The 13,867-nt window shown below is 68.3% G+C and carries 12 protein-coding genes; 9 read left to right on the top strand and 3 right to left on the bottom strand.

All coding sequences use genetic code 11. The features are described from left to right. Window positions 1-173: 173 nt before the first annotated feature. The 5 genes from QMG61_RS03635 to QMG61_RS03615 all read left to right on the top strand — a co-directional run bounded on the left by QMG61_RS03635 (window position 174) and on the right by QMG61_RS03615 (window position 7,768). A complete protein-coding gene (locus QMG61_RS03635; protein WP_283492978.1) occupies window positions 174-1,742 on the top strand; it encodes an SDR family oxidoreductase in 1,569 nt (522 codons plus the stop codon). A 229-nt stretch (window positions 1,743-1,971) separates the two neighbouring features. Further along, complete coding sequence (locus tag QMG61_RS03630) at window positions 1,972-3,912, top strand: DUF2207 family protein (RefSeq protein WP_283492977.1); 1,941 nt, start codon at window positions 1,972-1,974, stop codon at window positions 3,910-3,912. Continuing rightward, the gene (locus QMG61_RS03625; RefSeq protein WP_283492976.1) at window positions 3,912-4,265 is read left to right on the top strand and encodes a DUF6804 family protein; all 354 of its coding nucleotides are present in this window, start codon (window positions 3,912-3,914) and stop codon (window positions 4,263-4,265) included. Before QMG61_RS03630 ends, QMG61_RS03625 begins: the two co-directional genes overlap by 1 nt. A 185-nt stretch (window positions 4,266-4,450) precedes the next feature. Further along, window positions 4,451-6,631: a DEAD/DEAH box helicase gene (locus tag QMG61_RS03620; protein WP_283492975.1), complete on the top strand. Its 2,181-nt coding sequence runs from the start codon at window positions 4,451-4,453 to the stop codon at window positions 6,629-6,631. Window positions 6,632-6,739: 108 nt separating this feature from the next. Next, window positions 6,740-7,768 (top strand): 6-phosphofructokinase, encoded by a 1,029-nt coding sequence (locus QMG61_RS03615; protein WP_283492974.1) that lies wholly within the window; start codon window positions 6,740-6,742, stop codon window positions 7,766-7,768. 71 nt (window positions 7,769-7,839) lie between these two features. On the opposite strand, the gene QMG61_RS03610 is transcribed toward QMG61_RS03615, so the two are convergent. Together QMG61_RS03610 and QMG61_RS03605 are read right to left on the bottom strand one after the other, a co-directional pair. After that, window positions 7,840-8,214: a hypothetical protein gene (locus tag QMG61_RS03610; RefSeq protein ID WP_283492973.1), complete on the bottom strand. Its 375-nt coding sequence runs from the start codon at window positions 8,212-8,214 to the stop codon at window positions 7,840-7,842. 115 nt (window positions 8,215-8,329) lie between these two features. Further along, window positions 8,330-8,584 carry a mycoredoxin gene (locus QMG61_RS03605; protein ID WP_134510281.1) on the bottom strand — a complete coding sequence of 85 codons (255 nt, stop codon included), beginning with the start codon at window positions 8,582-8,584 and terminating at the stop codon, window positions 8,330-8,332. A gap of 79 nt (window positions 8,585-8,663) precedes the next feature. Here QMG61_RS03605 and QMG61_RS03600 point away from each other — a divergent pair, with 79 nt between their 5' ends. From QMG61_RS03600 to QMG61_RS03590, 3 genes are all read left to right on the top strand, one after another. Then, window positions 8,664-9,137, top strand: coding sequence for an 8-oxo-dGTP diphosphatase (locus tag QMG61_RS03600; protein ID WP_283492972.1), 474 nt, complete (start codon window positions 8,664-8,666; stop codon window positions 9,135-9,137). A 115-nt stretch (window positions 9,138-9,252) separates the two neighbouring features. Continuing rightward, window positions 9,253-10,443, top strand: coding sequence for an inorganic phosphate transporter (locus QMG61_RS03595; RefSeq protein WP_283493163.1), 1,191 nt, complete (start codon window positions 9,253-9,255; stop codon window positions 10,441-10,443). Continuing rightward, window positions 10,440-10,772: a peptidase gene (locus QMG61_RS03590; RefSeq protein WP_283492971.1), complete on the top strand. Its 333-nt coding sequence runs from the start codon at window positions 10,440-10,442 to the stop codon at window positions 10,770-10,772. The genes QMG61_RS03595 and QMG61_RS03590 overlap by 4 nt, the downstream gene beginning before the upstream one ends. A 164-nt stretch (window positions 10,773-10,936) precedes the next feature. Here the strand turns inward: QMG61_RS03590 and QMG61_RS03585 are convergent, their stop codons facing one another. Beyond that, on the bottom strand, window positions 10,937-12,214 hold the full coding sequence (locus QMG61_RS03585) for a uracil-xanthine permease family protein (protein WP_283492970.1): 1,278 nt from the start codon (window positions 12,212-12,214) through the stop codon (window positions 10,937-10,939). Window positions 12,215-12,272: 58 nt separating this feature from the next. Here QMG61_RS03585 and QMG61_RS03580 point away from each other — a divergent pair, with 58 nt between their 5' ends. Continuing rightward, window positions 12,273-13,820 (top strand): carboxylesterase/lipase family protein, encoded by a 1,548-nt coding sequence (locus QMG61_RS03580; RefSeq protein WP_283492969.1) that lies wholly within the window; start codon window positions 12,273-12,275, stop codon window positions 13,818-13,820. Window positions 13,821-13,867 lie beyond the last annotated feature (47 nt).

The raw sequence follows: 13,867 nt of genomic DNA, 5'->3' as shown, positions 1-13,867 counted from the left end.
CTGGATGGTGTCTGGTGTGCGCCAGACGAGCGGGTAACGAGGGTTGAGTCGAAGTGTCATGCGGCGATGATGCCGGAGACGGTGTCCGCCCGCACGAGTCATCCACAGGGGCGACGGCCGGGCGGGCGCGACATCCTCGGCTCCAACCCAGTTTTCCCGCCTAGGCTGGTTGCATGACGGGCAGAAAAGTTCTCGTGACCGGGGCCACCGGGTACATCGGTGGCCGACTCATTCCGCTGTTGCTGGATTCGGGCGACGAGGTGACGGCGCTCGTGCGGTCACCGCAAAAGCTCAAGGATGTGCCCTGGATGCACCGGATCACGGTCGTGCAGGGGGACCTGGGGGACGCGGCCGCTGTGCGGTCCGCGCTGGTCGGGATCGACGTCGTGTACTACCTCGTGCACTCGATGGGCACCCGCGGCGACTTCGAGCGCACCGAGCGGGTGGCCGCGCAGAACGTCGCGGATGCCGCCGCGGAGGCCGGGGTCTCCCGGATCGTCTACCTGGGCGGACTGCACCCAGAGGCCGCCGAACTGTCCCAGCACCTGCGATCCCGGGCCGAGGTGGGCAGGATCCTCCTCGCCTCCGGGGTGCCGACGGCGGCGCTCCAGGCCGGGGTCGTGATCGGATCCGGGTCTACCTCGTTCGAGATGATCCGGCACCTGACCGAGGTGCTCCCCTACATGCCCGCGCCGAAGTGGGTGCGCAATCGCATCCAGCCGATCGCGGTGCGCGACGTGCTCTACTACCTCGTGGAAGCGGCCGGCCTCCCCGCCGAAGTCAACCGCACGTTCGATATTGGCGGGCCCGACGTGCTTCGTTACGGCCAGATGATGAACGGCTACGCGCTCGAGGCCGGTCTGCACCAGCGCCCCATCGCGTCGCTGCCGGTGTTCACGCCGTGGCTTGCCTCCCAGTGGGTCAATCTGGTCACCCCGATCCCGCGCAGCCTCGCCGTGCCGATCATCGCCTCCCTGCAGAACGACTGCGTCGTGCACGAACGGGACATCGACACGTACATCCCGAGGCCGCCCGGCGGTCTCACCGGTTATCGGCGGGCCGTGCGGCTTGCCCTGGGACGGATGCGCGACGGTGACGTCGAGACGAGCTGGCGCAACGCGTCCATCGAGGGGGCGTCGAGCAACCCGCTGCCCAGCGACCCGGACTGGGCCGGGCACCTCGTCTACACCGATCTGAAGGAGAAGCACACCGCCGCGAAACCGGCCGACCTGTGGCGCGTGATCGAGGGCATCGGCGGCGACAACGGCTGGTATTCGTTCCCCCTGGCCTGGGCGGTGCGCGGCTGGATGGACAAGATCGTCGGCGGGGTCGGCCTGCGCCGCGGGCGTCGCGATCCGCAGCATTTGCACACCGGTGACGTGCTCGACTTCTGGCGGGTCGAACGGATCGATAGCGGTCGGTTCCTGCGCCTCCGGGCCGAGATGCGCGTCCCCGGGCGGGCGTGGCTCGAAATGACCGCCGCACCGGCGCCGGACGGCGGCTCGGTCTACCGCCAGCGCGCCGTGTTCTTCCCCCGCGGCCTGGGCGGGCGGCTCTACTGGTTCTCGATCCTGCCGTTCCACGGCGTCATCTTCAACGGCATGGCCAACCGGATCACCGAAGCAGCAGCGGCAACCGCGGAAGATGAGCGGACGTCGACCGGTGCCTCGTCGACTGCCGATGCGAAGCCCGTCAACCCGGCTGGCCCGGTCGGCCCGGAGGTCCCCGCCGGGCAACGCTAGGTCGAGCGCCGTCCTGCTGCGTTTCCCCGTGGCTTCAGACCGTTGGGTTGCGGAAAACGCACCTTGGTGGGTGGCTTGAGGGTGTCTTTTCCGCGACTCAGCGGGGTGGGATGGTGGGGTGTGCGGAGGCGGTGCGGGGCGGTCAGGCGCGCCCCGAGGGGACCGCAAACGTGAATACCCCAGAGGGGTACGAGGCGGTGGGTTCTCAAGCCCTGAGTAGAGTTGGATCATGCGTCGACTGGTTCGCCTTCTCCTGTCCGGTTCGCTGGCACTCGCGGTTTCGCTCGGCGCGTTCGCTCTGCTCGGAGTGCCCGCCTCGGCGTCGGCGTCTCCCTCCACGGCCGTCGGGTCGGTGCAGGCGTCTGCCCCCGGCAGCCTGCGCGCGGGCACCGACGACTTCACCTTCGACTCCTGGCGCTCCGAGTTCCGGCTCGGCCTCACCGACGATGGCCACTCCAGCCTCACCACCACCGAGACGATCGTCGCCCGATTCCCGGATTTCGACCAGAACCACGGCATCCGTCGCGCCATCCCGACCCACTACGACGGCCACCCGACCGGGCTCACCCTGGTCAGCGTCACCGACGAGAACGGCACGAAACGGGATTCCGAGAGCGAATGGACCAGTGACGACGGGCCGGAGTTCCTCACCGTCACCATCGCGGCCGACGATTTCGTGCACGGGGCGCAGACCTATGTGATCACCTACCGCCAGATCGACGTCACCCTCATCCCGGACAATGCCATCGGTGAGGAGTTCTACTGGGAGGTCAACGGCACGGGCTGGAACCAGCCGTTCGGCGACGTCACCGCGTCTCTGACCGTGGCGCCCGAACTTCTTCCCAGCCTGACCGGTCAGAACGACTGCTACCAGGGCGGCATCGACTCATCGTCGGCCTGCGCGGGCCTGACGACGTCGGTGGACGGCAGCGAGGTCACCGCCGAGGCCGGCTCCCTCGAACCGCACCAGGGGCTGACCATGGTGGTCGGATTCGAGCCAGGCACCTTCGTCCCCCGGGACTCCTCATTCACGGCGAACCCCTTCCCGAGCATCGGCCTCGGCGCGGCGCTGATCGGCCTGGCCGTGTCGATCATGGCGGCCGTCCAGCGGGTCACCCGCTGGCGCAACGCGCCGGGGCGCCCCGCCATCATCGCCGAGTACCTGCCGCCGAAGGGCGTCAACCTGCTCCAGGCCGGCGACGTGGCCGCGGCATCCGCCAAGGCCATGACGGCGCTGTTCCTCTCCTTCGCCGTTCGGGGCAATGTGCGAGTGCTCGAGGGCGAAGGTAAGAACCACTACCTGCTCGAGCTGCGGCACTCCGGGGGACTCGACCGCACCGAACGCTCCGTGCTCGCCAAGCTCTTCCCCGGGCTCGCCCCCGGCACGGTGCGGGATCTGAAGGCGAAGGACACCCGGCTGACAACCGCGCTGGTTGCCGAACAACGAGGCAATCCGAAGCGGATGCTCGACGACGGTTTGCGAGAGAAGAAGGGCGGCTCGACCCGCCGTTGGCTGCTGTTCGCCGCCGGCGCCAGCGTCGTGGTCGCGGTCGTCGCGAGCATCATCGGACTCGCCAGCGAGATCGGCGGAGTCTGGCCGGTGCTGATCCTCGTGCTGGGCATTCTGTGCGCGGTCGGCACGATGGTCCTGGCCGGGAGCGTGCGACCGCTGACCGCGTCCGGTTCCGAGCTCCGCGACTACCTCAAGGGCGTGAAACTGTACATCGGAGTGGCCGAAACCGACCGTCTTCGAATGCTGCAGAGCCCGGCCGGCGCCCTCCGGTCGCCGTATCGGCCTGACCCTGCGGCGGTGCTCGCGGAAGCCGGGCTGGACGGCTCCGGCTCGTCCGCCGGAACGGCCGACCCCAATCGTCCGCTCCAGGTGCTGAAAATCTACGAGCGCCTGCTGCCGTTCGCCGTGTTGTTCGGCCAGGAGAAGGAGTGGTCCAGCGTGCTGGGCGACTATTACGCGCGCAGCGGCACCCAGCCGGACTGGTACTACGGGAGTACCGCCTTCAACGCCGGCTTCTTCGCGGCCGGGATCAGCTCGTTCGCCAGCAGCACCTCGGCCGCCTGGTCGGGAACGGCGTCGAGTTCCACCAGTTCCGGTGGCGGGGGCGGCGGCTCCGTCGGCGGGGGCGGCGGCGGCGGCGGCGGAGGGGGAGTCTGATGGGCACTCCGGTCGCACCCACCTTCAGCAGGTCAGCGCTCGCGCCGGGCCTGCTCGGCGCCATGGCGCTGCTCGGCGGCCTCGCGCTGCTCGAATCGCCCGGTTACATCGTCATCCGCTACGCGGTGAGCATCCTCGCCCTGATCGTCTGCGTCTTCGCCTGGCAGGCGCGGTCCTGGTGGTGGCTGCTCCTGCTCGGTCCGATCGCGGTGCTCTGGAACCCCGTCTTCGTGATCGACCTGCACGGGCAGGGCTGGGTGTCCGCCCAATTCGCCGCCGCACTGGTCTTCATTCTCGTCGGCGTACTCACCAAGGTGCCGGTGCAGCGGGCCGGTGGTGCTGGCGTAGACTGAATCAGCGCCTTGAAAGCCCGGTTACCGTCTCGGCCGTGCCGCTCCACGCAAAATGTGAGCAGCACAAATATGGTTGACGCGGTGTTCGATTCAGGGTTCGGCGTATCGATCGCAACGGCATCCGTGGATGCCGCAACACGACGAGCACGGCTCCGTCTGCCGTGCTGCTGTGAAGTTGGAGAAGAATGGCATACACCCGCCACCAGGCCGCAGGTTCGAACAACCGTGCCGCGGCCGGAGGTCGCGCCAGGCAGCGGCCACGATCCCGCGACGACGACGCGCCGATCATCCCCATCCTCGCCCGCAAGGTGCGCGAGGTGGAGGCGAAGGCGCAGACCGGCGGCAAGCTCGGCCCGACCAACCGCACCAAGTACCAGGTCATCGCCCTGCTCATGCGCGAGGAGCGCGCCAGGGTCAAGGCCGACAAGGAACTCACCGACGCGAACCGGGCCGAGCTGCTCAAGCGCCTCGACGGCATCGCCCAGATCCTCGCGAAGACGGCCGCCCGGGACACCAGCCTGATCACCCTGCTCGAACCCGACGCGGGCGTCTCCACCGTCGCCCAGCGGTTCCGCCGGGACTGGCTGCTCGAATCCGGGGCGGAGCTCAGCCCCGACGAACTCATCATCACCCGCGAGCCGGAGGCCAAACCGGAGGTCGCGGAGAACCAGGTCGTGCCGCAGTCGGTGAAGGCCAGACAACTGGCGAACCCGTTCCTCGCCCCCGACTTCAGTGCGGCCCAGGCCCGTCCCGTCGCCTCAGCCCGCCGGCTCGCGAACTGGGACCTCATCGGCCCGCTGTTCAAGTCCTTCGAGTACGGATCCGGTGGCCAGGCCGCCAGCATGGACCTGCCGGAGGCACCACGGGTCGACCGGCTCTCGCCTCCCGGCATGGAACTGATGCGCCACCAGGCCCGGTTCGTGGAGAACGCCCGCCTCGGCCACCGCAGCTACCTGCTCGCCGATGAGCCGGGACTCGGCAAGACCGCGCAGAGCCTGCTTGCGGCATCCGTCGCCGGCGCCTACCCGCTGCTGGCGATCGTGCCCAACGTTGTCAAGATGAACTGGGTACGCGAAGTGGAGATGTGGACGCCGCACCGCCGCGCCACCGTCATCCACGGCGACGGCCAGACCCTCGACGCGTTCGCCGATGTCGTGATCGTCAACTACGACGTGCTCGACCGGCACCGCACCTGGCTCGGCACGCTCGGTTTCAAGGGCATGGTCGTCGACGAAGCCCACTTCATCAAGAACCTGCAGTCGCAGCGGTCCAAGCACGTGCTGGCACTGGCCGAGCAGATCCGCCGCCGCACCCCGGGCGGCAACCCGCTGCTGATGGCCCTCACCGGTACGCCCCTGATCAACGACGTCGACGATTTCCGCGCGATCTGGCAGTTCCTCGGCTGGATCGACGGCGACAAGCCGACACCGAAGCTGATGGAGCGTCTCGAGGCGACCGGGCTGACCCCCGCCGATCCCGGATTCTACGCCGAGGCTCGCGCCGCCGTGATCGACATGGGCATCGTGCGCCGCCGCAAGATCGACGTCGCCGCCGACCTGCCCGCCAAACGCATCGCCGACCTCCCGGTCGAACTCGACGACGACCTGGGCCGCTCCATCCGTCAGGCGGAACGCGAACTCGCCGCCCGCCTGGTCACCCGCTTCAACGGCCTCGTTGCGGCCAGGCACCCCGACGAGAAGAAGCCCGTGCTCTCCGATGAGCAGCGCGCGGCGTTCATTCGCGCGGTCGCGCACGCCGAACTCGAGGAATCGAAGGGGCAGACCACGGGGGAGAACGTCTTCACCATGGTGCGCAAGATCGGCCAGGCCAAGGCCGGGCTCGCCGCGGACTACACCGTGCAGCTGGCCCACTCGGTCGGCAAGGTCGTCTTCTTCGCCAAGCACATCGACGTGATGGATGCCGCGGAAGAGATCTTCGCCAAGCGCGGGATGCGTTCGGTTTCGCTGCGCGGCGACCAGACCGCCCTGGCCCGCCAGGCCGCGATCGACGCGTTCAACAACGACCCCGGCGTGGCCGTCGTGGTCTGTTCCCTGTCCGCGGCCGGCGTCGGCGTGAACCTGCAGGCGGCCTCCAACGTCGTGCTCGCCGAACTCAGCTGGACCGCCGCCGAACAAACCCAGGCGATCGACCGGGTGCACCGGATCGGCCAGGACGAGCCCGTGACCGCCTGGCGGATCATCGCGGCACACACCATTGACGCGCGCATCGCCGAATTGATCGGCAGCAAGCAGGGCCTCGCGGCCCGCGCACTCGACGGGGTGGAGGACGAGATCTCGTCCGCCGACTCCGTCCAGGCCAGCGCATTGATCTATCTGCTCACCCAGGCACTGGACGGGGAGCTGTAGGAGCGCCCCTCACCGGCGTTGATTTGAATACGGGCCCATTCCGGGACCATCATTAGGAGGCGCTGAAGGCGCCGACATGGTTAATAGTGCATGAAGGAGCTGTCACAAATGAAAATTGGTATCCTCACGAGCGGTGGAGACTGCCCAGGACTGAACGCTGTTATTCGCGGCTCCGTCCTTAAAGGCGTTCGAGTTCTCGATGCCGAGTTCGTCGGTATTCGAAACGGCTGGAAAGGTCTGGTAGAAGGCGACTTCATGACCCTGGACCGGCACAGCGTGCGCGGACTTTCCCGCCAGGGCGGCACGATCCTCGGGAGCTCACGTACCAACCCGTTCGAGGGCGAGCGAGGCGGCCCCGTTAACATCCAGAAGACCATGGACGCTGAGGGTATCGACGCCATCATCGCGATCGGCGGCGAGGGCACCCTCACCGCCGCGCGGCGCCTGACGGATGCCGGAATCAAGATTGTCGGCGTGCCCAAGACGATCGACAACGACCTCGAGGCCACCGACTATTCGTTCGGTTTCAACACGGCCGTCGAAATCGCCACCGAGGCCATCGACCGCCTTCGCACCACCGCCGATTCCCACGGGCGTTGCATGATCGTCGAGGTCATGGGCCGTCACGTCGGCTGGATCGCCCTGCACGCGGGCATGGCCGGCGGAGCCCACGCCATCCTTATTCCGGAGCAGCCGCAGACCATTGAACAGATCTGCGAGTGGGTGCTGCACGTCCGCGACCGCGGCCGGGCCCCCGTGCTCGTCGTATCCGAGGGTTTCAAGCTTGCCGAAATGGACGAGGCTCTCTCCACCAAGGGCCTCGACGCGTTCAACCGCCCCCGCCTCGGCGGAATCAGCGAAATGATCGCTCCGATGATCGAGGAACGCACGGGCATCGAAACCCGCGCGACCGTGCTCGGCCACACCCAGCGCGGCGGGGCCCCGTCGGCCTACGACCGCGTACTCGCCACCCGCCTCGGAATGGCGGCCGTCGACGCCGTCTACGCCGGCCAGTGGGGATCGATGGTCTCGCTCCGCGGCACCGACATCGAGATTGTCAGCATCGCCGACGCGACGATCGGTCTGAAGACCGTGCCGCAGGCGCGGTACGACGAGGCGGCCGTTCTCTTCGGCTAAACCGGTCAGGTAGTCGCTGAGGGGCCGTTGCCCGGTCTTCCCGAACGTCGGGAAGGCCGGATTGCGGCCCCTCAGCCGGAGAACAGGGCGACCAGCAGGGCAACGTAGACGACGACGAACACGGCCGGCGTCACGAACCGCACCACGTTCACCCAGGGTGCCGCTGACAGGATGCGCCGGGTGACGGCTGACGTGCCACCAGCGTCCCGGAGATCGGCGATGACCGCCAGGGCTTCATTGGCGGCGTTGATCTGAACCAGCGCACCGAGGATGCCGGAGGCCAGCAGCACGCCGGCGGCAGCGACTCGCACGCTCAGGTCTGCCGTGGCCAGGCCCAGGGCCAGGAAGCCCACCAGTGCCGTGAGCAGGAGGGTGGGGGCGACCTGGGACACGATAACGTGCCAGCGGGTCTTGATCCACAGGTTGACGAGCTCGGATTCAGTCATGCGGGGCTCCACTTCGGTCGCCGCGGACGGACGACATGCCTCCCATTCTTGCGCGGCCTCGCCCAATCGACCCGCCGACGGCAACGGCTGTCGGGTGGGGGTGTCGCGGAACCGGTCAGGCGAGTTTGGCCTGCACCTGGGCGAGCGACGGGTTCGTCGCCGCTGACCCGTCCGGGAACAACACGGTCGGCACGGTACGGTTGCCGCCGTTGAGGCTCATCACGAGCTCCGAGGTGCCGTCGACCTCTTCGACGTTCACCTCCGTGTAGCCGATCCCGACCCGATCGAGCTGGGACTTCAGGCGCGAGCAGTAGCCGCACCAGGTCGTCGTGAACATGGTGATGGTTCCGGATGCAGGCACGAAGTTCATCCGTGCATCCTAACAAGACCGTGGCGGACCCCGCGCAGCCCCGACCGGGACCGTCGGCTCCCGCCGATACCATGGGGCAATGGCCCTTCCCCAGGTGTGTGTCTGCTACCTCATTCGACGGAGCCCGGACGGGGCGCTCCAGGTGCTGCTCGGTCGCAAGAAGAAGGGCCTGGGGCTCGGGAACATCGTCGGCCTGGGCGGCAAGCTCGAACCGGGAGAGACTCCGGCGCAGGCGGCGGTGCGCGAAATCGAGGAGGAGTCCGGTCTGTCCGTCGTGGAGGCCGACCTCTCGCAGCGCGGCGTGCTGACCTATCTGTTCCCGCACCGGGAGGCCTGGAGCCAGGAGTCGACCGTGTTCGTGTGCGTGGCATGGACGGGTGTTCCGCGCGGGTCTGACGAGCTCGACCCGGAGTGGTTCGAGGTGGCCTCGCTTCCCGTGGACGAGATGTGGGACGACGCCAGGCACTGGCTGCCGGGCGTGCTCGCTGGACTCCCGGTGAGGGCCACTTTCACCTTCGGAGAAGATCTCGCAACGGTGGTCTCGCGGAGCTGAATTGACCTGCCTGCGTCGGGCTGTCAGGATCAGTGAGAAAGCTTGATCGCACGGCCTCCGGGGGGAAGCGAACGGATTCGGCACTCCAACTCCAAGACAGTCAAGAGAGATGCCGGTGGATTTCACCCTGATCGTTGTGCTGGTCATCGCACTCGCCCTTATTTTCGACTTCACCAACGGGTTTCACGACACCGCAAACGCGATGGCAACCCCGATCGCGACGGGCGCCATGCGGCCCAAGGTCGCCGTCGGCCTGGCCGCGGTGCTCAACCTGGTCGGCGCGTTCCTGTCCACCGAGGTGGCCAGGACGGTGTCAGGCGGCATCATCCGCGAGGGCGACGGCGGGGTGCTGATCACCCCGGAGATCATCTTCGCCGGCCTGATCGGGGCCATCGTCTGGAACCTGATCACCTGGCTGCGCGGACTGCCATCGAGCTCCAGCCACGCCCTGTTCGGCGGGCTGATCGGCGCGGCCATCATCGGAATCGGCTTCCAGTCCGTCGACTACAGCGTCGTTGTGGCCAAGGTGATCCTGCCCGCACTGATCGCACCGCTCACCGTCGGCCTGGTCGCGTTCATCGCCACCAAACTCGCCTACTCCATCACCCGGCGCGACACCGGCCGGGCGGACGGTCGCGGCGGCTTCCGCTACGCCCAGATCTTCTCCTCCTCTCTCGTGGCACTCTCGCACGGCACCAACGACGCGCAAAAGACGATGGGGGTGATCACGCTTACCCTGATCGCCAGCGGCACCCAATCCATCGGCAGCGGTCCCCAGCTCTGGGTGGTCATCGCCTGCGCCCTCGCCATCGCGATCGGCACCTACACCGGCGGCTGGCGAATCATCCACACCATGGGGCGCGGCCTGACCGACGTGAAGCCGGCTCAGGGCTTCGCGGCGGAGACCAGCACCGCGGCGACCATCCTCGCCTCCAGCAGCCTCGGCTTCGCCCTGTCCACCACGCAGGTTGCCTCCGGTTCGGTGATCGGCTCCGGCCTCGGCCGCCGCGGCGCCACCGTGCGCTGGGGCATGGCCGGCCAGATCGCGCTCGGCTGGGTGCTCACCCTGCCGGCCTCGGCCATCATGGGCGCGTTCGCCGCCGGGTTCGCCATGCTCGGGCCGATCGGTATCGTGATCGACCTGCTCCTCGGAACCCTCGTGGTCGCGATGCTGTACCAGCGCTCGAAGCGCACCCGCATCTCGCACGACAACCTGCACGACATCGATGACGCCGGGCGTGTCGTCAAAATTCGCAAGACACCGCGCCGGATCGCGCGCCGAGACCGGAAGAAGGTCGCGCTGTGATCAACTGGGCAGCATTCGTCGTGGTCGCCGTGGCCTCACTCCTCGCCTCCGTCGTGGTCGTGAGCCTGTACTCCCTCGGTCTTCGGCTCCTCACGAGCGCCGGCCGCGCGCTCGTCGTCGACCCGCAGTCCTTCACCGGCGCGATCACCGTGCTCACCCCGAAGCGGGCGGCGAAGGAAGCCAAACGGGCACGCAAGACCGCCTCGGCCAACCCGCTGACCGCCGGCCAGAAACGCCTCGCCCTGGTCGGTGCGTACACCTGCTTCGTGCTCTGCGTCGGCGCCGTGCTCTACGGCGTCTACCTGATCGTTCCGGCGCTGCACCGCTAGGTCGCCCAGCGCCCTCACTCCCGCGCCGCAACCCTCGCCGAACTGAGAGTTATGCCCGCTTTCCGGGGGGAAAAGTGGGCACAACTCTCAGTTCGGCGATCGGTGGGGGATGTGGTGGCGCGGCCGGGTCTCGACCGGCTCGACCACGGGGGGCAGCTGCGCCGCTACCGGTCCGTGCGGCGCAGCCGACCGACCCAGCTCATCAGGTGGAAGATCACGATCGCGGCGATCGTGCCGAGCGCGATGCCGTTGAAGCTGAGCGTGCCGACGGTGAACGTGTAATCGGCGATGCCGATGATCAGCGCCGTCGCGGCGGTGAACTGGTTGACCGGGCGGCTGAAGTCGACCTTGTTGTCGAGCCAGATCTTCACGCCGATGATGCCGATCAGCCCGTAGAGCGCGGTGGTCACCCCGCCGAGAACGCCGGCCGGGATCGTGTTGATCACGGCGCCGATCTTCGGGGAGAGACCGAGCATGATGGCGACGATGCCGGCCACCCAGTAGGCGGCGGTGGAGTAGATCCGGGTCGCGGCCATCACGCCGATGTTCTCGCCGTAGGTGGTCGTGCCTGACCCGCCGCTGAAGCCGGCGAGCATGGTGGCCAGGCCGTCGGCCATCAGGGCGCGGCCGGTGTACCGGTTCACCTTCGCATCCGTCATCTGGGCGACACCCTTGATGTGGCCCACGTTCTCGGCCACCAGCACCAGCACGACGGGGAGGAACGCGGGAAGCAGGCCGAAGACGGCCGGGTTCTCAAACGGGTTGGTGGGGCCGGTGAACTGGGGCAGGCCGAGCCACGGCGCTGCGGCGACCTTGCTGAAGTCGACCTCGCCGAACGCGACCGCGGACAGGTACCCGATGACGACGCCGATGAAGATCGAAAGCCGGCCGAGGATGCCCCGGAACATCACGGTCGAGAGGATGACGGCCGCGAGCGTGATGATCGCGGTCAGCGGCGCTGCGGAGAAATTGCTCTTCGCGACCGGGGCCAGGTTGAAGCCGATCAGGGCCACGATCGCGCCGGACACGACCGGCGGCATCAGCACGTCGATCCAGCCGGTGCCGGTGAGCTGCACGACCAGGCCGACCACGGCGAGCAGGAAGCCGACGACGACGATACCGAACAGGGCGCTGCCCATCCCGGCCGTGGCCGTGGCCGCGGTGATCGGCGCGATGAACGCGAACGAGGAACCGAGGTAGCTGGGCAGCTTGTTCCGCGTGATGACGAGGAACAGCAGGGTGCCGATGCCGGAGAAGAGGAGGGTCGTGCTCGGCGGGAAGCCGGTCAGCAGCGGCACGAGGAAGGTGGCCCCGAACATCGCGACGACGTGCTGGGCTCCGATCCCGATGGTCAGCGGCCAGTTCAGGCGTTCGCCCGGGGCGACAACGTCCCGCGGTCCGACCGTTTTACCGTCGCCGTGCAGGGTCCAGGGCAGTGCCATGTCTATCTCGTTTCTGTCTACGTCTTCTGCGATCGTAGTGAAGAATTAGGATCGGACCGTGACCCGACCCGTGCAGGCGACCCGTGAAGACACCCTCGACGTGACCATTCCGACCGGCACGCTGCGGGGAATCCGGGAGCGTGGTGTGCGAGCGTGGCGAGGGATCCCCTACGCGGCCGCGCCGGTCGGCCCCCTCCGTTTTCGGGCGCCCCGCCCGGCCGAGGCCTGGCCAGGCGTACGCGACGCGCGGCAGTGGGGGCCGGTTGCGCCGCAAAGCCACCGGGGCCAATTCATCGGGGCGCACCCGAAGATTCCGCAGGGCGAGGACTGCCTCAATCTCAACGTGATCGCACCGGACGCCCCCGTCGACCCCGACTCGCTCCGCCCGGTGATGGTGTTCATCCACGGCGGCGCGTACAGCGTCGGTTCCTCCCGGGAGGTGCCCCGGCAGGGGGAGGGGCTCGTGCGCCGCGGTGGGGTGCTCTACGTCAGCCTCAACTACCGCCTGGGTGCGCTGGGCTACCTCGACTTCAGTCGATACGGCAGCGGTGAGCACTCGTTCGAGAGCAATCTCGGCCTGCGCGACCAGGTCGCCGCCCTGCGGTGGGTGCGAGACAACATCCGTCACTTCGGCGGCGATCCGGCCAGGGTCACCCTGTTCGGCGAGTCGGCCGGCGGCAACGCCGTGACGACCCTGATGACCGTGCCGAGTGCCGCCGGGCTGTTCCAGCGTGCAATCGCGCAGAGCGCCCCGCCGAACGCCGTCTACCTGCCTGGGCAGGCGCAGGAGTGGGCCCGCGACTTCGTCGACATCCTCCGCCGCGCCACCGGCCGGACCGATGTCGACCCGGCGGACCTGCTCCGCGGTGTCACCCCCGACGTGCTCGCCGCCGCGACCACCACCCTCACCCTCCGCGCTCCCGACCGATACCCCGGAACCATCCCGCTCTCGCCGGTGATCGACGGGGAGTTCCTGCCCGAGCGGCCGCTCGACGCGTTCCGCGACGGTCGGGCCCACCGGATTCCGCTGATCATCGGCACGAACGCGCGGGAGGGGTCGCTGTTCAGCGGCCGGATCGACATCCTCGCGACCACACCGAAGCGGATCAGCGCGATCTTCGTCAACACCAAGAAGAAGGCCCGCCGCCGGCTCAAGGCCCAGTATCCGGGCATCCCGGCGCTGCGGCCGGCGCTCGACTTCGGCGGTGACTTCTCCTTCTGGTACCCCAGCGTCAAGGTCGGGGAACGGCATTCCCGATACGCTCCGGTGCACTTCTACCGCTTCGACGCCGCGCCCCGCCTGGTGCGCCTGCTCGGCCTGGACGCCACCCACGGTCTCGAACTCTTCCCGCTGTTCGACCGGCTCGACGGCTGGTTCGGCCGTTCGATGACCGTGCTCGGCGGCCGCCGGGAATTCGCGGCCATCGGGGCGAGGATGCAGTGCTGGTGGCTCGCCTTCGCCACGACCGGGGAACCGGATGCGGCCTGGCCGCCGTACGAGGAGGCCCACCGCCGCACGCTCATCATTGACGCCGTCGACCGGGTCGAGTCGGACCCGCTCGGCGACCGCAGGGTCGCCTGGGGCAAGTTCGTTCCCCACGTCTGATCCCGCTCCGGGCACGTCAGGCGCGTGCTCCCGAAGGCCGTAAACTA

The sequence above is a fragment of the Cryobacterium sp. PH31-AA6 genome (assembly GCF_030063195.1).
Classification (GTDB): domain Bacteria; phylum Actinomycetota; class Actinomycetes; order Actinomycetales; family Microbacteriaceae; genus Cryobacterium.
Note: the sequence above shows the minus strand (reverse complement) of the source record. Positions and strands in the feature narration are given on the sequence as shown.

Excerpts from the sequence above, each read along its gene's own strand:
- QMG61_RS03635 (WP_283492978.1), top strand. The coding sequence starts at position 174 with ATGACGGGCAGAAAAGTTCTCGTGACCGGGGCCACCGGGTACATCGGT.
- QMG61_RS03630 (WP_283492977.1), top strand. The coding sequence starts at position 1,972 with ATGCGTCGACTGGTTCGCCTTCTCCTGTCCGGTTCGCTGGCACTCGCG.
- QMG61_RS03625 (WP_283492976.1), top strand. The coding sequence starts at position 3,912 with ATGGGCACTCCGGTCGCACCCACCTTCAGCAGGTCAGCGCTCGCGCCG.
- QMG61_RS03620 (WP_283492975.1), top strand. The coding sequence starts at position 4,451 with ATGGCATACACCCGCCACCAGGCCGCAGGTTCGAACAACCGTGCCGCG.
- QMG61_RS03615 (WP_283492974.1), top strand. The coding sequence starts at position 6,740 with ATGAAAATTGGTATCCTCACGAGCGGTGGAGACTGCCCAGGACTGAAC.
- QMG61_RS03610 (WP_283492973.1), bottom strand. The coding sequence starts at position 8,214 with ATGACTGAATCCGAGCTCGTCAACCTGTGGATCAAGACCCGCTGGCAC.
- QMG61_RS03605 (WP_134510281.1), bottom strand. The coding sequence starts at position 8,584 with ATGAACTTCGTGCCTGCATCCGGAACCATCACCATGTTCACGACGACC.
- QMG61_RS03600 (WP_283492972.1), top strand. The coding sequence starts at position 8,664 with ATGGCCCTTCCCCAGGTGTGTGTCTGCTACCTCATTCGACGGAGCCCG.
- QMG61_RS03585 (WP_283492970.1), bottom strand. The coding sequence starts at position 12,214 with ATGGCACTGCCCTGGACCCTGCACGGCGACGGTAAAACGGTCGGACCG.